Here is a 25,745-nt window from a genome sequence, read left to right on the forward strand (position 1 = left end):
CTAGAGTAAAATAATGAAATATGCAATATTGAAAAAAACCGATAAAATCTATATAATTAAAAGTATAAGATATAGTAGGATTATAAAAGCGTTGAAATTCAATACTTTTGTAATTGCATTTAAAGATTTAACGAAGTGTGCAGTATGGCATAATGTAGGCTTAGAGTGGTGAAAAAAGTTTTGATTATTACAAAAAAGTGAATAAAATAATCAAAATTATACTAGTACTTTTAGTAAAGATATGTATAATAAGAAGTAAATAATGTATTTCTTCATCATAAAACTTAAATTTGAAATATGTAAATGTCATATGTATTGATTAAGTAGTGGTGTATAGGTTACATCGATATATAAGGTAGTTTATATTTAATAAATATAAATAATATATAGTTCAAGGTTTGATGACCAGAAAAAAGGAGGATTATCACAATGAACAAGTTATTCAAGGTTATTTGGAGCAAGTCTAAGCAGTGCTACATCGTAGTTTCAGAAGTAGCGAAAAACACCACAGGTAAAAAGAAGATTGCCGTAGCTAGTGTATTAGCAGCCTTGGCAGTGAGTGCACAAGTGGCAACTGTACAAGCGGCAATTCCTGAGGGGACCGTAAAAGATGGTGCAGAAATAGCATTAGGTACTAAGGTTGAAGTAGGCGGAGATAGCTCTGTAGGTGTTGGTAAAAATATCACTGTTACGAAGCGATTTTCTGTAGCAATGGGGAATGGAATCACTGCCAGTGCAGAAAATGCAGTAGCTATTGGTTCTGGCGCCAATTTTGGGAAAGTACAAGCTTTAGGTAGTGATAGTGTTGCCATCGGTACTCGTGCAGAAGCAGGTATGCAAAGTTCTATCGCCATTGGTCGTTTAAGTCGTGCTGTCACAGGTGAAAGAGGCGTGGCCATCGGTAATGAAGCAGTTACGACAGCTTTGTCTGCTATTGCGATTGGTAACAAAGTGAATGCTACGAAGGACACGGCTATTAGTATTGGTAACCAATCCAACGCCACTGGAACAGCAGCAGTTGCCTATGGTAACCAAGCGCAAGCCACAGCAGATAGCACAGTAGCAGTGGGTGATCAATCGAAAGCTACAGTCGCTAATGCTACAGCAGTTGGTAAATCCAGTGAAGCTACAGAAGATAGTGCATTAGCAGCTGGTAATGGGGCTAGTGCTTCCGCAACAGGTGCAGTGGCAGCAGGTAAAAATGCATCTGCTAGCGGTGTGCAATCCATTGCTATCGGTAGTGCTGGTGCTGATGCAGCAGAAGCACCAACGGCGTCTGGAACGCAATCTATTGCGATTGGATCTAAAACAGTAGCTAATAGTGGTAATGCCATAGCCATTGGTTCTAGTGCTAAAGCAACAGGTACTGGAGCTGTATCCATTGGTTTATCTACATTTGCAAAAGAACATGGTGCCACAGCTATTGGTACTAATGTAAACGTAGAAACTAATAAAGCAGTCGGTATTGGTTTTGATATCAATGTACGTCAAGCCGGTGCTACAAATATTGGTTATAAGTCTGACAATTATGCCAACCAAGCAGTTGCTGTTGGTGCACGAAATAGTGTGGATGCAAATGCTCAATATGGTACAGCAGTTGGTTACTTTACACGTGTATCAGCAAAAAATGCTGTAGCAATTGGTTCTAGTAATGATAATAATGGTAATAGTGATGTAGGCAAAGTATTGGCTTCTGGAGTGAGTGCCGTGGCCATTGGTACATCGGCTCATGCAGAAGCGGAAAATGCTATCGGTATTGGTACAAAAGCGAAAGCAGCTTTAGCGAACTCTGTCGCATTAGGTGAAGGATCTACTACTACTGAAGCGGATGGCACAGCTACTACTGGTTACTTAACAAAAGATGCTGTAAATAACACTGATCATGGCGTTGTTTCTGTAGGTAATGGAAGCAGTATCACTCGTCGTATTCTAAGCGTAGCAAGTGGTACTAATGATACTGATGCAGTCAACGTAAAACAATTAAAAGCATTACGCAATAACACAGTAAGTACAGTAAGTGTAGTAAATGGAACAAGCACTACAGATTTAGTGCCTACAACAACTGAAGGTGATGCAGAAGCTCATAAAGTAAAATTAGTAGCTGGTAAAAATATTACTTTAACAGCGAATGGCAATGCTGTAACGATTGCATCTAAGAGTGAAGTAAACTCTATTACAAGTAGTAATGGGGATGCAATTTCTGTAACGACTGGTGCAGATGGTAAAGTAACTGTAACACCTAACTTGGCTAATGACGTGACTGCTAGTGGTGATGCGAATAAGCTTGTTACGGCAGGCAAAGTAAAAGAAGCATTAGATAAAAAAGTAAATAAAGATGATCTAACTACAGAATTAAATAAAAAAGCAAATGCAGCAGATGTTACTAATTTAACAAACAATAAACTAGATAAATCCGCTGAGTTACATGTTAAAAAGGGTTCCTATGCGGTAAATAGTGACGGTAGTGTTACATTAGATAAAGTAGATGGAACCGGTACTGTCAAAACAGAAGAAGCTGTAACAATCACTGGTATTGCAAGTAAAACTGCTTTAGAACATTTAAAAACAGAAGTAGATAAAAAAGCAAGTAAAGCTGATTTAGATACAAAAATTGGTGAAGTCAACGCTGAATTAGCTACGAAAGTAAGTGATGATACTTTCAGAGAAGAAATGGCTAAAAAGGCTGACTTAAAAGCCATTAATGACTTGAAAGATGTATTATCTGGCAAAGTAGATGGTGCAGCACTTGATAAAATGGTAACTGCCTTAGGTAATAAAGTTGATGAAACTGAATTAAATGAACGTTTAAAAACAGAAAAAGCTGAAAATGCGGCAGCTCTTAAAAAGGCTGTAGATGAAGCAAAAGCAGCTGCTAATACGGGTGTCAATGATTTAAAAGAAGGCAAACTTGATAAATCTGCTGAATTACACGTGGTAAAAGGCGAATATGAAGTAGATAATGACGGTACTGTGACATTGAAAAAAGCAAATGGTGAAAATACTGAAATTGCTGATGAAAATGTTACGATTAAAGGCGTTGCCTCTAAAGCAAAATTAGATGAAGTAGCCGGTAAAGTCACTGCAGCTGAAGGTGATATTACTAAACTAAAAGCTGGTGTGGAAGAGAATAAAAATGGCTTGGGAGATCTTAAAACTAAAGTAGATACTGTAGAAGGAACTGCTAATAAAGCAAAAGAGGATCTCGCGGGATTAACCACTAAAGTGGATGGTATCGATGGAAAAGTGACGGCACAAGGTGAAAAAATCGCTGCTGCTGATGAAAAAATTGCAGCCATTGAGAAAAATATTACTGATAACGTAGTAACGAATGATGCTATGGCAGGTAAATTAGAGGCCTTAAAAACTGACTTAGGTACTAATACAACATTGTCCTTCGCTGGCGATACAACAATCGATGATAAAGGTACAGAATCAGCTGACGATGATAATACTAGTGCCACTAAATTATCCTTGAACTTAAAAGAGAAAACCTTAAAAGTAAAAGGTGCCACTGATGAGCTCACAACGGAAGCTAAAGGCGACACCATTACAGTTGGTTTATCTGATAAAGTAAAAAAAGAGTTAGCTAACATTTCTAAATTAGGGGACACAGCTGCTGATGGACGTGATGGTAAAGGTGCTACAGGTAAAGCGGCAGATGATCCAGATGCTACGGCAGCTGATAAAGGATTAACTGGTCAAGATGGCTTGAATGGTAAATCCTTGACAGATAAAGTCAATGCATTACGTAATGGTGAAGCTGGATCAGTAGTGTACACGGATGATCAGGGCAACCGTTTAGTGAAGGCAAATGATGGTAAGTATTACAAAGCTGATCAGGTAGATAAAGATGGTAATAAAATTGGCGCTGCAAAACCAGTAGATTCTGATAAATTGCAAGCTAGTGTAATGAATCCAGATGGTAAAGGTGGCCCAACTACATTATCTAATTTGAAAGATGGTAAGATTGCTGAAAACTCTAAAGATGCAGTGACTGGAAATCAGTTGCATGCAGCCAAAGCTGAAGTTGCTAAATATCTTGGCGGTGGTGCGACTGTAGATGAGAATGGTAATGTAACAGAACCAACTTTTACAGTAAAAGATAAAGATAATAAAGATGTTGCGGCTCATAATGTAGGCGATGCATTGTCCACCATGAATGAACGTTTAAACAATGCTCATTCTGCGGCAGCGGCCGATATTACGCAATTAAAAAATATGGAAGGACTTACTGAGGCTGGCAAAAATAAAATCAAAGAATTAGCTGGCGAAGGCGTCGATGTTAAAGGTGATAAAAACATTACTGTTACTTCTACAATGGAAAATGGAGTTAAAACATTCCATGCAACATTGAGTGAAAAAGTTACACTTGGTAAACATGATGCAAATGATCCTGATGGAGATCATGCTAATGATCCAGGCGTAGAACTTGATGGACACGAAGGAACTATTGTGGCTGGTGATCCAAATGGTAAAACAGCTGTTAAAATCGATGGTAAAGATGGTAGTGTTACAGCTGGAACAGGCGACAAGGAAGTTAAGCTAGATGGTAAAGATGGTAATGTGACTGTAGGCACTGGTGATACGCAAGTTAAATTAGATGGACCTAAAGGAACTGTATCTACTGGTAAAGGTGACAAAGAAGTTAAAATGAATGGTGCTGATGGCACTATTACAGCTGGTGACGGTGCAAACGGCAAACAAGTTAAACTTGATGGCAAAGACGGTAGTGTACAAGCTAACAAAGTAACTGCAGGTAAAGGTGATAAAGCCGTATCTTTAGATGGAGATAAAGGCACTATCACAGCTGGTAAAGGTGAAAATGCTGTTGCTATCAATGGTACAGATGCCACTATTAAAGCCGGTACAGGTGAAAACCAAGTAGGTATCAATGGTAAAGATGGCAGCGTAACAGCTAAAACGGTAACCGCAAAAGATCTAAATGCCAATACACTTACTTTAGGTGATAAAAATTCTCCTGAAGCTGTAAAAATGGATGGTACTAAAGGAACTATTACAACAGGTAAAGATGCAAAAGTTATTGAAGTAAACGGACATGAAGGAACGATTACTCTAGGTAAAAAAGACGGTGATACTAAAGTAGAATTGAATGCTGAAAAAGGTAGTGTAACAGCTAATGTTGGTACATTCGGTGCTCCAGCAGATGCAAACGGTGTTCCTAAAAATACAGGTTCTGCTACATCTATGGATAAAGATGGTTTCTCTGTAACATCTAAAGATGAAAATGGTAATGTATCCAAAGTAACAATCAAAGATGGTCGTGTAAGCGCTGGCGATCCAGTAGATGATAAAGGCATTCCTACAAAAGAAGGTTCTGCTGCATCTATGGATAAAGATGGTTTCTCCGTAGCAACAAAAGATGCAAAGGGCAATGTATCTAAAGTAGATATCAAAAATGGTGGTATCACAGCGGGTGCTCCAGCAGATGCGAATGGTGTTCCTACAAAAGAAGGCGTTAATACTACAACTATCAATGATAAAGGATTGTCCGTAGTTAGCAAAAATGCGGATGGTACAGTATCTAAAGTAGAAATCAAGGATGGCAAAATTACAGGATTGAATGGTTCTGATTACAACAACTACAAAAAAGATAAAGATGGTAATGTTGTAAAAGATAAAGATGGAAATCCTGTAGTAGATAGTTCTGTGAAAATGGATGGTGCAGGTCTTAACATTACTCCAAGTACAGGTGATCCTACGAAATCTGTAAGCTTAACAAAAGACGGATTAAATAATGGTGGTAATCGTATTACCAACGTTGCTCCAGGTGTTGCAGATACAGATGCAGTTACTGTTGGTCAAGTCAAAGAAGTGACAAATAAACTTGGCGCTGCTTTAGAAAAAACTTCCCAACGTGTAAGCGAAGTTGGTGCACATTCTGCAGCATTAGCAGCGATGAATCCATTAAGCTATGACCCATTGAGAAAGTCTCAAATCATGGCAGGTATCGGTTCTTATGATGGAAATCAAGCATTAGCATTAGGTATTGCACACTATGCAAATGAAAACTTCATGTTCAATGCAGGATTCACAATGGGATCTGGTAAGAGCATGGCAAACATCGGTGCAACATATCGTTTCGGTACTGGTGATGACGACAATATCCCAGAACGTTACAAAGGTGGTCCAATCTCCTCTGTATATGTAATGCAAGATGAAATTTCTGCATTAAAAGCAGAAAATGCTAGAAAAGATGCAGAAAATGCAGAAATGAAAGCACAAATTAAAATGCTTATGCAACGCATGGGTATGGCATAAAAACTAAATAACAATAGTTAAAACTGAATAATAATAGTTAAAGGTTAACTATGCATACCAAAAAGTGGGTACCAACGTCGAAAGACGTGGTACCCACTTTGCTTATGTGTATATTTTATTTCTATGATCAAAATCAACGGCTACAATTACTAATTTATCATCTTTAATTTCAACTATTAATCGATAATTAAGTATACGATATCTCCAGAAACCTTTAAGATTTCCTTTTAAAGGCTTCCCATGTATACGAGGATCCTCTGTACCACAAAGATTTTTTTTAATATATGAGTATAATAATTTTTGTGTAGAAGAATCCATTTTTTTTATTTTTTTATGTAATTTAACAGGAATAATTACTTGATATCCCATTCTTTAGCAGCCTCCTCAAATGTTAGGAACTCCATAGAATCTTTTTCTTGTAAATATTCGTTGACGATAGATACATCGTATTCATCTTCGATTCGTTCTAACAACATAGTTTTAATATACTGAGAGATATTTTCTCCTTTACTTTCAATATATTGACGAATAATTTTATCTTCTGCTTCATTAAATCGTACAGATATAACAGCCATGATAATCACCTCACTCCTATGTTTACATTGTAAACACAGAAAAGGAAAAAGTCAAGAAATTTGAGCTTGAAAGTAATAAATGATTAAAATCTATACGTGTATATAGTTAAGAAGAAAATATTATGAGTTAGTGTAACATGTTTTAGGAAAATAAAATAGAAAAAATTCACCTAAAGTGCTAGAATATAATCAAATGATATTCTGTATTACTGTTAATAATAGAAAGGAGTTTCTATGGCAATCGAGATTGGACAAGTTGGTATGGCTACGGTGGTAGTGGAAGCTAACAATACAGCGGAGTACATGGGTAGTGGTACCTTACCTGTGTTTGCTACACCTGCGATGGTAGCATTGATGGAGAAAGCAGCCTATACTGGGATTCAAGGTGATTTAGGTGATGGCGAAGGATCCGTGGGGATTCGCATGGAAACAAATCATGAAGCGGCTAGCCCATTAGGAGCAACTATAACGGCAATGGCAACGGTAGTAGCAGTGGACGGTAGAAAAGTAACCTTTGAAGTAGTAGCTAAAGAAGGTGAAAAAGTCATCGGCCGTGGCACACATGAACGGTTTATTATTAATAATGAGAAGTTCATGTCCAAAATCGTCGCTGGTTAAGTTATGTAGCCTGTGGCGTTTGTAACTAAATTATATAAAGGGAAGAGCAGTGCATATTCCTTCGCAAATGGTATTTCATAATGTTTGCTCAGGAACACGCACTGCTCTTCATATATTAGTACTATTTGGATAGTAAAGAACGCCACAAGGCTACTACACATAAGGGCATTCCTCATGAGATTTACTTTTAAAAATATAAACAATTTGCACAAAATATGCTATACTTATAAACAAGAGAGTCAGTAACGTGAGTTGGGCTCATCTCTTCCTATTATGGGAGGAGGTGATACTATGACACCATTTGAATATTTATCTTTATTGATACAATTTCTTATGCTTGTTATAGCATTTTTAACTTACTTAAACATGTAAGTGAAAAGCCTAACGAATAAGGTCTAGCCACCTCAACACGTTAGGCAATTTCATTTCATAGCATTCTGAGATGAGCCTAACGCCTTCGACACGTTACTGGCTCTCTTTTGTTATGTCTAGTATACCATACTTTCAATGGTATGACAAATTATTTACGAGGAATACGGCGTAGGATCGGGATTAATAGCAAGGCTACTAAGATGCCGATGCCACTAGTTAGGAAGGATGCAGGGAGTCTTGTGACGGCAGCGATATAGCTATCCAGTACAACCCACCATGCTACGAAGTACCCTGCAGCTGTCCAAATAGCACCTACTAGCATAGCTAATAAGATGCGAGGGGTAGATATGGAACGAGCAGGAATGGAAGGTCTCCAACCTACTGTTAATACACCTACAATCACGCCTGCTAGTCCTTTGATTACGATGGAGAATAAGGTGTATTGGGAATGGCCCATGATGAGGTCAAAAATGCCAGATCCGATGGCGCCAGCGAGCCCTGCATAGAATCCGCCGAATACGGATGCTATGGAGAATAGGGCAGCGGAACCAAGATGTACCATGGCACCTGTTGGTAAAGGTACTTTAATAGTCGTAAACACGATGCATAAGGCAGATAATAATCCGATATAGATAATATCTTTTGTTGTGGATCTTGAGCTAGTAGATATAGCCAGTTGTGTATGCTCAGACGTTGCTGTGTTATTAGCTTGGGTCATATCATTGTTTGTTTTGTAAGTGTTCATAAAACCTCCTTATTGTGGGTCTGGAATAGAAATTAAACGATCTAATAGTAATTCAAGAGCTAAGCCGTCACGAAGAGAACCGATTTCCTCGTGGGTAAACTGTACTGCCTCTGTGGTAAATTGGCCTGCAATGCGAGATGCCTCTTCGGGGCTATAGCCACGTAGTACGAGGGCCGTCAAGATAGCTGTGAAAGTATCCCCCGTTCCGTGTGCTTTCACTTGTACTAATGGATTGGATACCCAAGTGATAGTATCTGTACTACCCCGATAGACGGCGATGAGGGCGGAATCCTCAGATGGTAAGCTAGATAAGACCACATATTCTGGGCCTTGCGCATGTAAACTGCGACACATATCATAGATAACCTCTTCCGATTGTGGTGTAGGGTCATAGGGCATGTCTAAGAGGAAGCAAGCCTCTGTGTAGTTCGGTTTGATGATGAAAGCTTTGGTGATGAGTTTACGCATTTCTTTCACCATTTCCTCGTTGTAGATGGAATAGAGTTTGCCGTCATCTGCCATAGCGGGATCTACGACAACTAATTTATCTTTGCCGAATCGTTCGATGGCATCTTCAACAAGACGAATTTGCTCAGGTGATGCGAGAAAACCACTTTGGATGGCATCGAAAGTGATATTATTTTTATTCCAACAGTTGTAGAAACTTTCAAGGTGATCCGTAATGTCCACCATTTCAAAATTAGGATATTCTAAATGATTGCAAAGTACCGCTGTTGGTAATGGGATAGGTTGGCACCGTAAAGCGCTCACTAAAGGTATGAATACAGTTAGTGAACAACGGCCTACAGAGCTCATATCTTGTATAGATAAGATAGTAGGTACATGATTCATGGGATATACTCCTTTTTGTTAGTATTAGAATACTATTAGTATACACTTTCATAGTGTCATGCGTAAATACACAGAAAATATAAAAATAACAGGACAGATGTTTAAAAACTAGAAATTATTGTCATGTTAACGTATAATAAAAGGATACATAACGTTAGTTTGGAGAATGAATATGAGTGTTTTAACTGTAACCAATGTAACCCATGGATTTGGGGCAAGACAAATACTAGATGATGCCTCCTTCCGTTTGCTGAAAGGTGAACACGTAGGCCTGATCGGTGCCAACGGAGAAGGAAAGTCAACATTTTTAAATATCATAACAGGGCACTTGATGCCTGATGAAGGAAAAGTGGAATGGTCCAATCAAGTGACGGTGGGTTATTTGGATCAGCACAGTGTATTAGAGAAAGGGATGACCATTCGTGATGTATTACGAGGGGCTTTCGATTCTCTATACGGTATTGAACAACAACTGCAAGATGCCTATTTAGAGATGGGCGATTGCTCTGAGGACAGAATGAATGAGCTTATGGAGCTCACTGGAGAGTGGCAAGAGATGCTAGAGCAGCGTGGATTCTATGAAATCGATGCTACCATTGAACGAACTGCGCAGGGTTTAGGCTTGATGGATATCGGTCTAGACCGTGATGTGATGGATCTCAGTGGTGGTCAACGGACGAAAGTGTTGCTCACAAAGTTGTTGTTAGAACAACCTACTATACTGTTGTTGGACGAACCGACAAACTATTTAGACGTGGACCATATTAAATGGTTGCAAAACTATTTACAAAATTATGAAAATGCCTTTATCTTAATCTCTCATGATGTGGAGTTTTTAAATTCTGTGGTGAATGTGATTTACCATATTGAACAAGCTCAGCTCACACGATACACAGGAGACTATTACCAATTCCTAGCTGCCTACGAAGTAAAAAAACAACAAGCCTTACGTGCCTATGAGCGACAACAGCAAGAAGTGGCAGATATGAAGGATTTCATTCAGCGAAATAAAGCCCGTGTAGCGACTCGTGGTATGGCAAACTCGAGAGCAAAGCGGTTAGAAAAAATGGAAATCTTGGAGAAACCACAAGAAAAGATAAAACCATCTTTTGGATTTAAAGAGGGACGCACCCCAAGCCGTTTTATTGTGGATACGAAGGATCTTGTCTTGGGCTATGATGAGCCCTTGACACGACCAGTTGAAGTAGTCATTGAGCGAGGGAAAAAAATTGCCATCCAAGGTGTGAATGGGTTAGGTAAAACAACCTTATTAAAAACCTTATTAGGTATGATTCCAGCTCTATCTGGCAAGATAGAAAAAGGTGAGTTCTTACAAATTGGATATTTCGCTCAAGAAGACAGTCGAGATAATTCTAAAACGGCTTTAGACTATATTTGGGATGCCTATCCGTCCTTGACTAATTCTGAGGTGCGTGCGGCTTTGGCTCGTTGTGGACTTGCCAATGAGCATATTACCAGTCAAATGCGCGTCTTATCTGGAGGGGAAAATGCAAAAGTTCGCCTATGTAAATTGATGCAAGAGTCCTATAATGTGCTTGTCTTGGACGAACCGACGAACCATTTGGATGTGGATGCAAAAGCAGAATTGGCGCGGGCATTACAAGCTTTTAAAGGAACCATTGTCCTAGTTTGTCATGAGCCTGAGTTTTACGAATCTTGGGTAACGGATATTTGGACTATCGAAGATTGGACCACGAAAATTATTTAGGAGATGACTATGAAAGAACAAGCTATAATGGGTGTACGCCAATTATTAGAAGGTCTTGATATCAATTTAGAGACAAAGGGCATGACAGATACGCCCAAACGTGTAGCTACGCTGTTTGAAGGCTTGTTTTCTGGGTGTCATAGCACTGGAAAAGAGGCGTTAGGTGATGTATATCCTACGGAGCATACAGGCCTTGTATCAGTGAATCACATCCCCTTTTATTCGATTTGCGAACATCATTTAATGCCTTTCTATGGCAAAGTACATATTGTGTATCAACCACGAGATGGTAAAGTATTTGGCTTGGGCCGATTGAAAGCATTAGTGGATGTCTATGCCAAGCGCCCACAATTACAAGAACGATTGACCCATGACATTGCCACATCTTTAGTGGAAGATGGCGATGTATTGGGTGCCATGGTAATGGTAGAAGCCACCCATTTATGCATGCTTATGAAAGGTGAAGTGGCACAGGAAACTGTAGCAAAAACAATAGTGGCTACAGGTATATTAGAACCCATGGGGACATTACGCGAGGAAGCATTGGTGTTATTAGGAGGTAACGATCATGTTTAAGTACCGCAAGTACAACTGGCAAGATGGTAAACAATTAGAGCTAAAAGACCGTACATTAATTATGGGAATTTTGAATGGAACTCCAGACTCTTTTTCTGATGGAGGTCGTTACAATACTTCTGACACAGCCGTAGCCCATGCAAAACTAATGATAGAACAAGGGGCAGATATTCTTGATGTAGGCGTAGAATCTACGCGTCCTGGGCATACACAAATCTCTGTAGCAGAAGAATTAGAGCGTATGAAAGAAGTACTGTTGCCAGTTCTAGAATGCTCTACTGTACCTGTATCTGTGGATACATACCGAGCAGAAACAGCTGATTTTGCCTTATCGCAGGGGGCTCATATATTGAATGATATATGGGGCTTAAAATATGATAAGGACATGGCAGCGGTAGCGGCAAAATATGATGTGCCAGTCATTATTATGCATAACCAAAATAGTACTGATTACGATGACATTATCGATGATATGAAGGCATTTTTCTTCTCCTCGGTGGATCTAGCTTTGAAAGAAGGAGTAAAACCACAAAATATTTGGCTTGATCCAGGCATTGGTTTTGGCAAAGATTATGCTCAAAATGTGGAAGTGATCCAACGGTTAGGAGAAATTACAGTGTATGAATATCCTGTCTTATTAGCGCCTAGCCGTAAGCGTTTCATCGGAACCATACTAAATGATATTCCCGTGGATCAACGAGATGAAGGAACGGTAGCTACTTGTATTACAGGGATGATTCAAGGTGTAGATATGGTGCGAGTTCATAATGTGGAAATGCATAAGAGAGCAATTACCGTAGCAGATGTACTATTACGAGGTGAGTAATGGACAGAATTAATTTGAGAAACATGGCATTCTATGGGTATCATGGTAATCTACCAAGCGAAAATGAATTAGGTCAACGATTCTTTGTGGATATTTCTATTGGTGTAGATTTGACGAAACCTGGACAATCTGACAGTATTGAAGATTCTATTAATTATGCAGATGTATACGAACGGACAAAAGCTATTGTAGAAGGACCGTCACAACGACTGATTGAACGGGTGGGTACACTCATTGCAGATGATTTATGGAATACCTATCAAGGGATTGTAGGGCTTTCAGTGACAGTGCGCAAGCCAGAAGCGCCGATCCCCGGTGTACTAGATTATGTAGAAGTAGTGATTACACGAGGTCAATTATAATGTATACCTATTATATTGGTATCGGTTCTAATCTAGGTGACCGAGAAGGATATTTAACATTTGCGGTGAATCAACTAGTAGGTATACAAGGTGTAACTGGTGTAGAGCATTCGAGCTGGATAGAAACGCCACCATGGGGGCCAGTGGAGCAAGGACCATTTTTAAATGGGATTCTGAAAGTAAAGTCCACCTTAGAACCTCTGACCATGCTAGAAACTATATGGCATATTGAGCGTTTAGCGGGTAGACAGAGAGAGATCCATTGGGGACCTAGAACATTAGATTTAGATATTGTGTGGATAGAAACTGAATTAGGTCAAGTTGTGTGTGTAGAAGAACCTAATTTAGTGGTACCTCATCCCTATTTTTGGGAACGCCAATTTGTGTTGGAACCGTTGCGAGAGGTGTATCCTCACTTTTCCTATGAAGGAGTATCTATTTCTGATCGAATAGAAGAGTTACGAGTATTGGAGTCTTAACAGACATTACACATAGCCTATCGTATTTACTTAGGCCTGTTGGTATTATGACAACAGTATATCTGCAGTATAGGATAGGAATAGATAAAGGAGCATATTATATGGGTTCTTTTTTTAGAAAAGGATGGGTAAAATTTATCCTTCTAATGTTTATATTTACAGCTATTACATCACCTATCGTGGTGTTGTTTGGCCCTTTTGATAACATTAAGCGCACTGTAGTAGGTGCTATTTTACGGTCTCGACATCCACATTATATTACGTGGCTCTATACGCCTGAAGAAATACAAAAAATTGTGGGTACAGTTGGGACTGGTGAAAACCAAGAATTATTTAAGTTTGATGTAAAAGAAGATACTACATTGAATTTGCGTAAAATTGAGTCTAATCGGTATACGGGATATTTACTAGAAATTCCAGATCCACGAAGAGTTCAGGTAGCTACAGCACCTCATCTTAATGAAAAAGGCGAGACGACTAGTAATATTGCTCGTTTAAATGGGGCAGTAGCGGCTATTAATGGGGGTGGATTCCATGACCCTAATGGGACAGGAACAGGGCGTTCTCCGTATGGATTTATTCTGCATGATGGAGAGTATGTGTTAGGTAAAGATGTAGGACCTGATGAAGATGTAGATTTCATTGGCTTTACGAAATCTGGTAACTTAATTGCTGGTACGTACAACAAGCGTGAATTGAAAGAGATGGGAGCCAAAGAAGGTTTGACTTTCGGTCCACCGCTTATCGTAAATGGTAAGAAGATGATTACCGATGGTGATGGTGGCTGGGGCATTGGACCTAGAACAGCCATTGCTCAAAAGAAAGATGGGACGGTCCTATTCTTAGTCATTGATGGACGTCAAGCCTACTCTGCTGGAGCTACTTTGCGTGATGTGCAAGATATTTTATACCAAGAAGGGGCTGTGATTGCAGCTAATTTGGATGGTGGTTCTAGCACCACGTTGTTCTATAATGGTAAAACTGTGAACAAGCCTGCAGATTTGTTAGGTGAACGCATGATTCCTACTGTATTTATCGTGAAATAGGAGAGTCTATGAATACCTTTGGAAAAGTAACAACAGCCTTTTTGCTAGGCTTAGTTTTGCAAGGTGGTGTCTACCTGTATTTAGACCAAGTATACTTAGCGCCTACTACAAATTTTCAGGTGATCAATGGCGAGGAAGTAGATAAAAACTTTCCAGATGTGAAAGAGGGAACTCGCTATTACTCTCATGACCATAAATATATGGCTGTAGTGGAACAAAATCGTGTGGATATATACACGGCTGGTAAAGAAGCTCCTGTTACTTTGGATTTAAAAGAACGGGAAGTATCTTATTTTGAATGGATGTCAGATCGTAATTTAGCCATTGTTGGTTTGTTCGGCGGCCGTCATAATGATGTGATGTTAGCTCGTATTGACCCAGAAGCACCAGAACATGAAATTGATACAACTATTAATTCTGTTCCTAATGGATCGCGTATTACAGATGTGGCGTACTCTGCGGCAACGAATGTAGTCTACATGAAGGTCCGTGTCGGAGATGGTGCATATCGTGTATATCGCACAGATGCAAACTATGATACGCGTCGTGTCTATATGCAAGCTTCTGATATTGGGCGTATCGGCATGTTCTACAATGAAGATCGATTCTTCTATGATAATGTACGTACTGGAGATGTATTTATGTTCAATGGTACAGAAGGTGGATGGCGTGCCATCAACCCTCCAGGAAAATTCCGTTTAATCGGTGTTACCCAAGGACAATTGATTTACATTGTTAAAGTTGATGATAAAAATCGTGCCTTAGAGGCCTATGAAGGTAAACTAGGGGTAGGTTTTAATAAAGTTTATACCTATGATAACCCAACAGAATTATCAGAAATTACTGTAGATTCTATCTTAAAGGATAAAGAGACTGCTAAAGATAGCGGTTCTTCTGAGAAAAAGCAATAAAGAATTATACGATACATGTAACTTTCAGTAATAAAATTCACTGTCTTTCATAAAAAGCTATAACAATTAGTCATAATAGAAACAAAATTGTGGGACATATGGAAAGAAGGAACTAAAAAATGGCGAAATTTAAAATCCAAAAAGGATTAAGTGATGCGGACATGATGAAAGGGTTTGTGGAAACAGAAACCTTTGAGACTGCTATATTGAAAGATAATGCCAGTACAGGTAATAAACTAGAGGCCAAAGTAAAGTCACATAAAACGGAAGATGATTTTTATCAAGAGTTTTTAACAGAGCGGATAAAAACAGAAATTGGCAAGTTGTTGCTAGCGATAAAAATGGATTATTTTAAAGAGGATGTAAAAGACTTTTCTATTCAGGTAAAACGAAATGGTCAACATATTGTGTTAGAAACAGCGCCTAAAAAAGTGAAATAGATATACATCAGTTGACAATGAATATCGAAACAAAAGTGGTGAAATTCCTCTAAAATAGTGGATATACATGTAACTACATCGATAAAATTCATATGATTAAAAAGCATGTATTTAGGTTGACAAAGATGGCGTTTAGTAGTCTAATATAGTTATGTACATTATACATGAGATAACTGTTACTCATGTATTTAATAATTCCCTTTCTATCAGGTGGTAGAGTCTTGATAAAAAAGGGTCAATGTGAAGGAGAAGGATTATGAGTGCAAAAAGAGTAAGATTAGTAGAAACAGTTCTTCGTGATGGTCATCAATCTATCTTGGCTACACGTATGCGTATGAGCCATATGCTTCCAGCATTACAACAATTGGATGAAATTGGTTATGATGCTTTGGAATGCTGGGGTGGTGCAACATTCGATAGCTGTATCCGTTTCTTGGATGAAAACCCATGGGAACGTCTTCGTACATTAAAAGCAAACTTAAAAAACACACCATTGCAAATGTTACTTCGTGGCCAAAACTTATTGGGTTACAAACATTATGCTGATGATGTAGTAGAAGCATTCGTTCGCAAAGCAAAAGAAAATGGTATGGACCGCATCCGTATTTTCGACGCATTGAACGACCCTCGCAACATGCGTGCTGCTATCGAAGCTGGTAACAAAGCAGGCGTTCATGTACAAGGTACTATGGTTTACACAATCAGCCCTGTACACACTAACGAAAGCTTCGTAAAAGTAGCTAAAGAATTGAAAGAAATGGGTATTGATTCCCTTTGCATCAAAGATATGTCCGGCTTATTAGCTCCATACGATGCAGAATCCTTAGTAAAAGACTTACGCAAAGAATTTGGTGAAAAATTCGATATCGACTTACACAGCCATTTCACTTGCGGTTTAGCATCTGCTACATACTTAAAAGCAGTAGAAGCTGGCGTTGATATCATCGACACTGCATTGAGCCCATTCGGCCATGCAACTAGCCAACCTGCTACTGAATCTATCGTTGAAATCTTCAAAAACACTCCATACGATACTGGTTTAGATCTTGCTAAAATGCGTGAATTAGCTACATACTTCCGTGGCGTTCGTAAAGAAATCGCTGATGAATTCGGTTTAACTCCAGCTCATGAAGTATTACCAGAAGTTCGTCATTACCAAATCCCTGGTGGTATGTTATCCAACACTCAAAACCAATTAAAAGAAATGGGTATGGCTGACAAATTCTTCGACGTAATGGATGAAATGCCTCGCGTTCGTGAAGATCTTGGTTTCCCTCCATTGGTAACTCCAACATCTCAAATCGTTGGTACAATGGCTATGATGAACGTGTTGTTCCAATCCCAAGGATTGCCTCGTTACAACACTACACCAGCTGAAGTAAAAGACCTAGTTCGTGGTAAATACGGTCAACTTCCAGCAGCTGTAAAACCAGAAATTAAAGAATTAATCATTGGCGACGAAACTCCTATCACTCATCGTCCAGCTGATGATGTAGCTCCAGAAATGGAAAAAATGCGTGCGGATCTTGAAGCTAAAGGCTTTACTGGTGTAACAGAAGAAGACGTATTAACATACGCTATGTTCCCAGAAGTAGCTCTTCAATACTTCGAAAAACATGCAACACCTGTAACTCAAAAAGTATTGAACTACAAAGGTGAATAGTTAATCCTTACATTCACATATAAAAAGCGACCTCCTAGTGGGGTCGCTTTTTATTGTATATCATGGAGGCATCGTAGTAGTCGCACTCTTTTATAGGAAGTGTACACGGAAATGCCTACATATGCTATAATACAATTATAGATACAATACAGGAGTGATAGGTATGGCAAATGTAAATGGAAAACCGAAAGGATCGGCAAAGAGAAAAGTAAATAGAAAATTAGACAAAGTTCGCTTAGCCTTGTTTATCTTGTTTGCCATAGTAGTAGTGCAGCAAGTATATACAATCTATAGTTTACATCAAGAAAAACATCAACTTGAACAGCAGTTGCAAGAATTAAAGAAAGAAAATGAAGATTTATCAGAACAAAAGAAGTTATTAGAAGATGATAAACATATCGAAGGTGTAGCACGGGAAGAACTAGGCTTAGTGAAGCCTGGGGAAGTTCCCTATGTTCGATAAGGGAAAGTGATACAAGAGTATCACTTTTTTTGTGTGCACCATGGATAGACTATAGATATGATTATAAATAACTAAGGATAGAAAGTTGAGCGATAGAAATGGAACAATGTATAGTAGAACAAGGCAGCCGGATTGGAATTGTGGACTTAGGTTCTAACTCGTTTCGGGTATTGTTGGGAACCTATGATGGTTCGCAGTGGCAGAATGAACCGAAGCAATTATGGACTACACAATTAGGTAAACGTCATAGTAATGGACTATTAACAGAGGAAGCTATGGAGCGTGGTGTTCAGGCTCTCAAAGAAATAGACGCGGTACTCACTGACTATGGGGCTACTATCCGCATTGGTCTTGCTACGAGTGCCATTCGAGAATCAGAAAATGGTAAGGACTTCTTAGAGAAAGCCAAGCAAGTGTGTCCTATGGAGTACCGTGTACTAAGTGGTGAAGAGGAGGCTACCTATGGATTTATAGGGGCCACGGTTTATGAACATCCAGACTTTCACTATGCTACTATTGATGTAGGGGGAGGAAGTACGGAAATTGCCTTGGGTGATGCGAACCATGTGTACTTTACAAAATCCTATCCCGCTGGTGCTGTGCGTATGCAAGATATATCTAGGGAGGGACCCCAACGTGTATGGGAAGAAACTGTGCGCATGTGGGATGAACTACCCATTGAAGGAATGTTTGGCGAGTTTATTGGTATTGGTGGCACCGCAACATCCTTGGCGGCGATAGATTTGCAAATGGAACGTTACGATCCTAGACGAATACAGGGGCATCGTATGGACCGCGGTACTATTGAAGCTATGATATTACAGCTTCGGTATATGAGTCGTGAGGAACGGTTGGAAGTGAAAGGTTTGCAACCAGGGCGTGTAGATATTATTGTGCCAGGGGCCGAGATTATTACATCTCTTATGGATACATATCAAATTGGATCGATTGTGGTCAGTGAAGCTGATGGATTAGAAGGGTGGCAAGCGCAATATGGTGCAAAATAAATCCTATTATTCTTGGGCGCCTTTGGTGACTAGTTTGTTAGATGCCTATGAAAGTCAAGGAGATTTGCACACCAGTATAGAAGTGGAAAAGGCCAATGAAACACGCAAATATGTGGAGATGGTTGTGCCCTTGCTGACGATGGAAGAATTGGCAGAGCAAGTAGATAACAGTCGCACCGTGTTGAATAGATACTATGGAGAGAATTGTATTGATCAGTATCATATGTATCGACACCGTATGTATCAATCTACTATCCCTATGAATCGTAGTCGAGAGAAAGCCTTATATGGAGATATGTGGGCTACTGTATTGCGGTTTCGGCAGGCAGTGACAGCAGCGATGGGGGACTCAATAACAAAAGATACCCCTTTATTGTTAGCCTGTTCCGGTGGGGTAGATTCTATAGCCTTATTACATTATTTTTATATAGAGGGATTCACGAATGTAGGCGTATTTACTATGGACCATGGACTTAGAGTAGAGGCTTTAGAAGAAGTGGAGCTAGTAGAATGGTATGCCATACAATTTGGTATGCCCTGCTATACAGTGCATGAACATGTTGGTGATAAGGCCAAAGAGGAAGGTATATCCTTTGAGATGATGGGGCGTCAATTGAGGTATACTCATCTGCAAGATATTGCAGAAGATAAGGGATATGAATATATTGTGACGGCTCATCATTTAGATGACCAAGGGGAAACAATCTTAGCTCACTTGTTACGTGGAACTGGACTAGAGGGTTTACAAGGAATGAAAATTATCACAGAAAATCTGTGGAGACCTTGTATATCTTTACCTAAACAGGTATTACAAGATTATGCTAAGTGGTTGCAGTGTTTTTATGGAGAAGATGTGTCTAATCAAGACACGACCTATGATAGGAATTGGATTCGACAAGTCCTGATACCTACCTGTACGGAAAGGTATCCACAAACAGTGAATGCCTTGTATCGATTAGGTGCATTGGCGCAATGTGATGCCTCCTATTTTGAGCAAGAGGTGACACGGCTAGAATCGGACTATGTCAGTCATGATGAAACTGGCATAGTGTTGGATAAACGAGGACTGATGGGTAAGCATGATGCCTTAGTGAGCCGACTATGGAAACGAGTACTAAGCCTTTATGTGAAACCAGAACAATTGAATCAGGCAGTTATAGATGGTTTATGTTCTTTAGTCAAGGGTCCAAAGGGAAAAGAATTTCGTTTCCGTCAGGTGCAAGTTTTGACGTCATATGATACAATTAAGGTTGTTCTATGTAGTGACATAGAAAAGAAATAGAGCTAACTAATAAGGAGTTACTATGATACCAGAAGTGAAAGAATTATTGCTTTCGGAAGAACAAATTCAAAAACGAGTGGCGGAATTAGGTCGTCAAATTACAGAAGATTATAAAGGTAAAGAAATTGTCCTTGTAGGTGTATTAAAAGGGGCCATTGTATTCTTTACAGATTTAGCACGTCATATTGAAGGCGATGTAAAAATGGATTTTATTTCCTGCTCTAGTTACGGTAGTAGTACTGTAAGTAGTGGGGTAGTTCGTATTTTAAAGGATTTAGATCGTCCTGTAGAAGGAAAACATGTGATTGTAGTAGAAGATATAGTAGATACTGGTACAACCTTGTCCTATTTACTAGAAAACTTGCAATCTCGCAAAGCGGCTAGTGTTCGTCTTTGTTCCTTGTTGAATAAACCAGATCGTCGTAAAGTAGATGTTTATGTAGACTATGAAGGCTTTGTCATTCCAGATGAGTTTGTCATTGGATATGGTTTAGATTACGATGAAAAATATCGTCAATTGCCGTATATTGGCATTTTAAAAGAAGAAGTCTATCAATAATCGTTGATATATTCGACAAAATTTGATATGATAAATAAGTATCAATTTAGATTATAGATGAGAAAGGAGAAAAATTTGAAGCGAGGCTTAAAAAACGTACTCCTCTATTTGTTGATAATTGTCGCAGCAGTGGCAGCGATTAACTCTTTTTCTGAAGGTACAAAAAATAAATCAGAAATTACATATACATCGTTCCTACAAGAGGTGCAACGAAAAAATGTAGAGAGTGTCACAATTACAGGGGATCATTCTATTACAGGTAAATTAAAATCTGGTACAGAATTTGCTACCTATGCACCAAGTGATGCAGGTATTTTTGCAAAACTGTCTGAAGGTGGTGTTGATGTAACGGCGCAACCACCTGAGCAACCAGCTTGGTGGGTTAGCTTATTAACATCTGCGTTACCAATTGTATTAATTATTGGATTCTGGTTCTTTATGATGCAGTCTACACAAGGTGGATCTGGTCGCGTCATGAACTTTGGCAAATCTCGTGCTAAAATGCAGGGAGAAGGTAAAGTCAATGTAACCTTCAAAGATGTGGCTGGTGCAGATGAAGCTAAGCAAGAATTGGAAGAAGTCGTTGAATTCTTACGTAATCCTGGTAAATTCAATGCTATCGGGGCTAAAATTCCAAAAGGGGTCTTATTGTTTGGCCCTCCAGGGACAGGTAAAACCTTGTTAGCACGTGCTGTAGCAGGGGAAGCAGGAGTTCCATTCTTTACCATTAGTGGCTCTGACTTTGTAGAAATGTTCGTTGGTGTGGGTGCTTCTCGTGTGCGTGATTTGTTCAGTCAAGCTAAGAAAAATGCACCATGCATTATTTTCATCGATGAAATTGATGCGGTAGGTCGTCAACGTGGTGCCGGTCTTGGTGGCGGTCATGATGAACGCGAGCAAACCTTGAACCAATTATTGGTAGAAATGGATGGTTTCGGTGCCAATGAAGGTATTATTACGATTGCTGCTACAAACCGCCCAGATATTTTAGATCCAGCTTTATTGCGTCCAGGTCGTTTTGACCGTCAAGTGACAGTAGGTCGTCCAGATCTTCGTGGTCGTGAAGCGATTTTACAAGTTCATGCTCGTAATAAACCGTTGGATCCAGATGTGGATTTAAAAACGATTGCGAAAAAAGTACCTGGTTTTACTGGTGCTGATTTGAGCAATTTATTAAATGAAGCAGCGTTGTTAGCAGCTCGTCAAGATCGCAAATCCATTTCCATGCATGACTTAGAAGAAGCTAGTGAAAAAGTAAGCTATGGTCCTGAGCGCAGAAGTCATGTGGTGAGTGAAAAAGAACGTGAATTGACAGCATACCATGAATCTGGTCATGCCATTGTGGCTCATTTATGGCCCAATGCAGATCCTGTTCATAAAGTAACAATTATTCCTCGTGGTAGCGCAGGTGGTTACACAATGATGCTCCCACAAGAAGAGAAAAACTATATGACACGTTCCCAATTGCTAGCACAGATTCGCGTGGCTTTGGGTGGACGTTGTGCAGAGGCGATTGTACTGAAAGAAATCAGTAGTGGTGCTTCTGGAGACTTACAAATGGTGACGAACATTGCTCGCGAAATGATTACTCGTTTGGGTATGAGTGATGAGCTAGGACCATTGGTATTTGGTGAACATCAAGAACAAGTCTTCTTAGGTAAAAGTTTAGGCTCTGAACGCAATTATGGCGAAGCAGTAGCTGAAAAAATTGACAATGAAATGCATCGCATTGTAGCAGAAGCATACGGTGATGTAATGAACTTGTTAACAGAAAATATTGATTTCTTACATAATATGGCGAAAGCTTTATTAGAAGAAGAAACAATTGATGCTAAGCAAGTGGAAAACTTGTATCGCTATGGTACTTTACTAAGTCCAGAAGAAGTACAAGCAAAAGCAGAAGAGGAAGAGAATAGTAAGAAAACTCCTCTAGAAGTGGCAGGTATCGTGATGCCAGATAAAATTGATGTATCAAAAGAATAATCTAAGATGCTAATAGGAAGGTATCTTCCCCTAGGGGAAGGTACCTTTTGTGCATATTAGATTTAATCAAGGTGTATTATGAGAGTCCTTTTGTATGTGTACCAAATTGGCATAGCTATGGAGGGTGAATTACTTAGAAAAGACTTGCTTTTTATGTAGGACCTCTGTACAATCGTATTGTAAACCTCGATAAAGGTAAGGAGGCGACAAGCCGTGAGAGATGAAATACTAGACTTTTTAAAAGAAAACAGAAATCAATTTGTATCTGGGCAAGCGATGTCAGAGGCTTGCCAGGTGTCACGTACAGCGATTTGGAAGCATATAGAAGTACTACGTAAACGAGGCTATGTGATAGAATCTTTTACAAAAAAAGGGTATCGGTTGCTAGAAGAGCCGAACCTGATTAGTCCTGAAGAGATGGAAGGGGTATTACAAACAAAATCCTTTGGCCGTTATTATGTATATGAAGAACGGTTAGATTCCACAAATAGTATCGCAAAGGCCTTGGCTATGGATGGAGTTCCAGAAGGTACAGTGGTATGTGCAGAAGAACAATCTTCCGGTCGTGGTCGCTTATCTAGAGGTTGGTATTCTCCCTATGGAAAAGGGCTTTGGTTTAGCTTAATTCTAAGACCCAAGTTCTTACCTATGGAAGCGTCAAAATGTACCTTAATGGCAGGAGTTGCCTTAGTGAAAGCATTCCGTACCTTGGGGCTTTCAGAGGCGGGCATCAAATGGCCGAATGATATATTGGTAGGGTCTCGTAAAATGGTGGGTATTCTAACAGAAATGAATGGCACTATGGAAGAGATTAACTATATTGTCTTAGGGATTGGCATCAATACGCATACGACGATAGAAGAAGTTAGCGAGGATTTGAAGGATAAAGTCATGTCTTTTGCTATAGCTGGGATAGAGATAGATCGCAAAGAAGCCTTCGCTGTAATTTTAAAAGCCTTAGAGGATCAGTATGAAAAGGTGTGTCGAGAAGGCTTTGACTCTACCTTGGAAGAATGGAAAGAGTATAGTGTAACTTTATATAAAGAAGTACTGGTAAAAGCGCCAGATAAAGATTATATAGGGTATGCTAAAGATTTAGATAGAGATGGAAATTTGATCGTTCAATTAGAGGATGGACGAGAGGAACGTATCATAGCAGGAGATGTGTCTATACGCTCCACTGGAGGAGGATATTAAGATGTTATTAGTTGTAGACGTAGGGAATACGAATATCGTATTAGGCGTATATGAGGGAAAAGAAATTATGGCTCATTGGCGCATTTCTACAGATCGTGGGAGAACTACTGATGAATATGGCATGTTGTTGAGCAATTTATTTCTTCATGATCCAAAGGTGAATAAAGAGGATGTGGAAGCTGTCATTATTTCTTCTGTAGTACCTCCGTTGAACCCTACGTTAGAGCGTGTGTGTTTGCGCTATTTTCACAAAAAACCATTATTCGTAGGCCCTGGTATTAAAACAGGTATTTCTATTAAATACGAAAACCCTCGTGAACTAGGAGCCGATTTAATTGTAGATGCGGTGGCTGCTTATGAAAAGTATGGTGGAAACTTAATTATCATTGACTTTGGCACAGCGACGACGTATTCTGCTGTATTAGACGGTGGTATATACTTAGGTGGGGCTATATCTCCTGGTATTGGCATCTCTGCAGAAGCCCTGTTTGGTCGCACTGCTAAGTTACCAAGAATTGAAATTAAAAATCCTGGTCCTGTCATTGGTCGCAACACAGTTGGTGCTATGCAGGCAGGCGTATTATTTGGATATGTTGGACAAGTGGAAGGCATTGTGGCTCGTATGAAACGAGAAATGCCAGAGGATACAAAAGTGGTGGCTACTGGAGGCTTAGCGCCTCTCATTAGTGCTGAAACTGATGTGATTGATCACATTGATCCAATGATGACATTAGAAGGATTACGACTTATTTATGAAAGAAATCAATAATACATCCTGGCACATAGGACATGTCATAATTCCTGGCCGTATTGGGTTAGCGCCCATGGCGGGATTTAGCGATGTGTCCTATCGCTTATTAGCAAAAGAAATGGGAGCCTCTTTCGTGTGTACGGAAATGGTGAGTGCCATGGGGATTAAATACAATAATGAACATACAAAAGAATTGCTCTATATGGAAGCGGTAGAACAGCCTGTTTCTATGCAAATTTTTGGGTCAGATCCAGAAGCCATAGCCATTGGAGCAAAAGTAGTAGAGGCAGCGGGAGCGCCTATAGTAGATATTAATATGGGCTGCCCTGTGAAAAAGGTAGTATCTTCTGGAGATGGCTCTGCGTTAATGAAGACTCCAAAGTTAGCCATGAAGGTGGCGGAGGCAGCTGTGAAAGCAGTACATATTCCAGTGACTGTTAAATTGCGCCTTGGATGGGATGATACATCTATCAATGTAGTGGATATGGCACAACGTATGGAATCCGTAGGAGTCGCTGCGGTAGCTGTTCACGGTCGTACTCGTGAACAGATGTATAGTGGTAAGGCCAATTGGGATTACATTAAAGAGGTGAAGTCTGCTTTGCAGATTCCAGTGATAGGTAATGGTGATGTGAACTCTCCAGAAAGTGCGAAAGCGATGTTGGAATACACCGGCTGTGATGCGATCTTGGTAGGGCGAGCGGCGCAGGGGAATCCGTGGTTGTTCCGTCAAATTAAAGACTATTTAGAAACAGGGCAGTATAATCAGAATCCAACAGGCTCGGAGCGTATTGCTATGCTCATTCGTCATTATGATTTGTTGTGCCACTACAAAGGTGTAGATTTGGCGACTCGTGAGATTCGAACACATGCTAGCTTTTATATCAAAGGATTGCCAGAGGCAGCAAGATGGAGAAATGCTTTGAATGTAGCTATGGGTCGGGAATCATTTATCAACGTTGTAAATGACTATAAAACATACTTGGAAAGCTGTTCTGGGCATACAATGTAAGGTGTTTTGTGCATTCTG

At 39.6% G+C, this 25,745-nt stretch carries 24 protein-coding genes; 20 read left to right on the plus strand and 4 right to left on the minus strand.

Going from position 1 to position 25,745, the window contains the following annotated elements:
- Nucleotides 1-429 precede the first annotated feature (429 nt).
- Nucleotides 430-6,279: a YadA-like family protein gene (locus EO114_RS05535; protein WP_127062008.1), complete on the plus strand. Its 5,850-nt coding sequence runs from the start codon at nt 430-432 to the stop codon at nt 6,277-6,279.
- Nucleotides 6,280-6,381: 102 nt separating this feature from the next.
- On the opposite strand, the gene EO114_RS05540 is transcribed toward EO114_RS05535, so the two are convergent.
- Both EO114_RS05540 and relB read right to left on the minus strand, forming a co-directional pair.
- Nucleotides 6,382-6,648: a type II toxin-antitoxin system RelE/ParE family toxin gene (locus EO114_RS05540; RefSeq protein WP_127062010.1), complete on the minus strand. Its 267-nt coding sequence runs from the start codon at nt 6,646-6,648 to the stop codon at nt 6,382-6,384.
- Nucleotides 6,633-6,854 carry a type II toxin-antitoxin system RelB family antitoxin gene (gene relB / locus EO114_RS05545; protein WP_127062012.1) on the minus strand — a complete coding sequence of 74 codons (222 nt, stop codon included), beginning with the start codon at nt 6,852-6,854 and terminating at the stop codon, nt 6,633-6,635. The genes EO114_RS05540 and relB overlap by 16 nt, the downstream gene beginning before the upstream one ends.
- Before the next feature lie 234 nt (nt 6,855-7,088).
- Between relB and EO114_RS05550 the strand changes: the two genes are divergently transcribed.
- The gene (locus tag EO114_RS05550; RefSeq protein ID WP_127062014.1) at nt 7,089-7,472 is read left to right on the plus strand and encodes a thioesterase family protein; all 384 of its coding nucleotides are present in this window, start codon (nt 7,089-7,091) and stop codon (nt 7,470-7,472) included.
- Between the two features lie 291 nt (nt 7,473-7,763).
- Nucleotides 7,764-7,844 (plus strand): putative holin-like toxin, encoded by an 81-nt coding sequence (locus EO114_RS08065; protein ID WP_369688073.1) that lies wholly within the window; start codon nt 7,764-7,766, stop codon nt 7,842-7,844.
- Nucleotides 7,845-7,992: 148 nt separating this feature from the next.
- Here the strand turns inward: EO114_RS08065 and EO114_RS05555 are convergent, their stop codons facing one another.
- Nucleotides 7,993-8,589, minus strand: a complete 597-nt coding sequence (locus EO114_RS05555; RefSeq protein ID WP_126940734.1) for an ECF transporter S component — start codon at nt 8,587-8,589, stop codon at nt 7,993-7,995.
- Nucleotides 8,590-8,598: 9 nt separating this feature from the next.
- Nucleotides 8,599-9,441, minus strand: coding sequence for a pyridoxamine kinase (locus EO114_RS05560; protein WP_127062016.1), 843 nt, complete (start codon nt 9,439-9,441; stop codon nt 8,599-8,601).
- A gap of 172 nt (nt 9,442-9,613) precedes the next feature.
- Here EO114_RS05560 and EO114_RS05565 point away from each other — a divergent pair, with 172 nt between their 5' ends.
- The 17 genes from EO114_RS05565 (at nt 9,614) to dusB (ending at nt 25,727) form a co-directional block, all read left to right on the plus strand.
- Nucleotides 9,614-11,170, plus strand: coding sequence for an ABC-F family ATP-binding cassette domain-containing protein (locus EO114_RS05565; RefSeq protein ID WP_127062018.1), 1,557 nt, complete (start codon nt 9,614-9,616; stop codon nt 11,168-11,170).
- Between the two features lie 9 nt (nt 11,171-11,179).
- Nucleotides 11,180-11,746 carry a GTP cyclohydrolase I gene (gene folE, locus EO114_RS05570; RefSeq protein ID WP_127062020.1) on the plus strand — a complete coding sequence of 189 codons (567 nt, stop codon included), beginning with the start codon at nt 11,180-11,182 and terminating at the stop codon, nt 11,744-11,746.
- Complete coding sequence (gene folP, locus EO114_RS05575) at nt 11,739-12,572, plus strand: dihydropteroate synthase (RefSeq protein WP_062401365.1); 834 nt, start codon at nt 11,739-11,741, stop codon at nt 12,570-12,572. Before folE ends, folP begins: the two co-directional genes overlap by 8 nt.
- Nucleotides 12,572-12,934, plus strand: a complete 363-nt coding sequence (gene folB / locus EO114_RS05580; protein WP_009353117.1) for a dihydroneopterin aldolase — start codon at nt 12,572-12,574, stop codon at nt 12,932-12,934. Before folP ends, folB begins: the two co-directional genes overlap by 1 nt.
- Nucleotides 12,934-13,413, plus strand: coding sequence for a 2-amino-4-hydroxy-6-hydroxymethyldihydropteridine diphosphokinase (gene folK / locus EO114_RS05585; RefSeq protein WP_127062022.1), 480 nt, complete (start codon nt 12,934-12,936; stop codon nt 13,411-13,413). Before folB ends, folK begins: the two co-directional genes overlap by 1 nt.
- Nucleotides 13,414-13,514: 101 nt before the next feature.
- Entirely contained in the window at nt 13,515-14,459 is a 945-nt protein-coding gene (locus EO114_RS05590) for a phosphodiester glycosidase family protein (RefSeq protein WP_062401368.1), read from the plus strand.
- Nucleotides 14,460-14,467: 8 nt separating this feature from the next.
- On the plus strand, nt 14,468-15,370 hold the full coding sequence (locus tag EO114_RS05595; RefSeq protein ID WP_009353093.1) for a hypothetical protein: 903 nt from the start codon (nt 14,468-14,470) through the stop codon (nt 15,368-15,370).
- 119 nt (nt 15,371-15,489) lie between these two features.
- Entirely contained in the window at nt 15,490-15,810 is a 321-nt protein-coding gene (locus EO114_RS05600) for a hypothetical protein (protein WP_127062024.1), read from the plus strand.
- Nucleotides 15,811-16,066: 256 nt separating this feature from the next.
- A complete protein-coding gene (locus EO114_RS05605; RefSeq protein ID WP_009353080.1) occupies nt 16,067-17,473 on the plus strand; it encodes a pyruvate carboxylase subunit B in 1,407 nt (468 codons plus the stop codon).
- Nucleotides 17,474-17,636: 163 nt separating this feature from the next.
- Entirely contained in the window at nt 17,637-17,936 is a 300-nt protein-coding gene (locus EO114_RS05610; RefSeq protein ID WP_126940729.1) for a septum formation initiator family protein, read from the plus strand.
- Nucleotides 17,937-18,034: 98 nt separating this feature from the next.
- Nucleotides 18,035-18,943 (plus strand): phosphatase, encoded by a 909-nt coding sequence (locus EO114_RS05615; RefSeq protein WP_127062026.1) that lies wholly within the window; start codon nt 18,035-18,037, stop codon nt 18,941-18,943.
- On the plus strand, nt 18,930-20,225 hold the full coding sequence (gene tilS, locus EO114_RS05620; protein ID WP_127062028.1) for a tRNA lysidine(34) synthetase TilS: 1,296 nt from the start codon (nt 18,930-18,932) through the stop codon (nt 20,223-20,225). The genes EO114_RS05615 and tilS overlap by 14 nt, the downstream gene beginning before the upstream one ends.
- Nucleotides 20,226-20,247: 22 nt before the next feature.
- Complete coding sequence (gene hpt / locus EO114_RS05625) at nt 20,248-20,784, plus strand: hypoxanthine phosphoribosyltransferase (RefSeq protein WP_009353069.1); 537 nt, start codon at nt 20,248-20,250, stop codon at nt 20,782-20,784.
- A 75-nt stretch (nt 20,785-20,859) separates the two neighbouring features.
- Complete coding sequence (ftsH, locus tag EO114_RS05630; RefSeq protein WP_126940725.1) at nt 20,860-22,767, plus strand: ATP-dependent zinc metalloprotease FtsH; 1,908 nt, start codon at nt 20,860-20,862, stop codon at nt 22,765-22,767.
- A 213-nt stretch (nt 22,768-22,980) separates the two neighbouring features.
- Nucleotides 22,981-23,964, plus strand: a complete 984-nt coding sequence (locus EO114_RS05635) for a biotin--[acetyl-CoA-carboxylase] ligase (RefSeq protein WP_127062031.1) — start codon at nt 22,981-22,983, stop codon at nt 23,962-23,964.
- A 1-nt stretch (nt 23,965) separates the two neighbouring features.
- Nucleotides 23,966-24,733 (plus strand): type III pantothenate kinase, encoded by a 768-nt coding sequence (locus tag EO114_RS05640; RefSeq protein WP_009353081.1) that lies wholly within the window; start codon nt 23,966-23,968, stop codon nt 24,731-24,733.
- On the plus strand, nt 24,717-25,727 hold the full coding sequence (gene dusB / locus EO114_RS05645) for a tRNA dihydrouridine synthase DusB (RefSeq protein ID WP_126940723.1): 1,011 nt from the start codon (nt 24,717-24,719) through the stop codon (nt 25,725-25,727). The genes EO114_RS05640 and dusB overlap by 17 nt, the downstream gene beginning before the upstream one ends.
- The last annotated feature ends 18 nt before the right edge of the window (nt 25,728-25,745 follow it).

The sequence above is a fragment of the Veillonella sp. 3627 genome (assembly GCF_003992195.1).
In the GTDB taxonomy this organism is placed as follows: domain Bacteria; phylum Bacillota; class Negativicutes; order Veillonellales; family Veillonellaceae; genus F0422.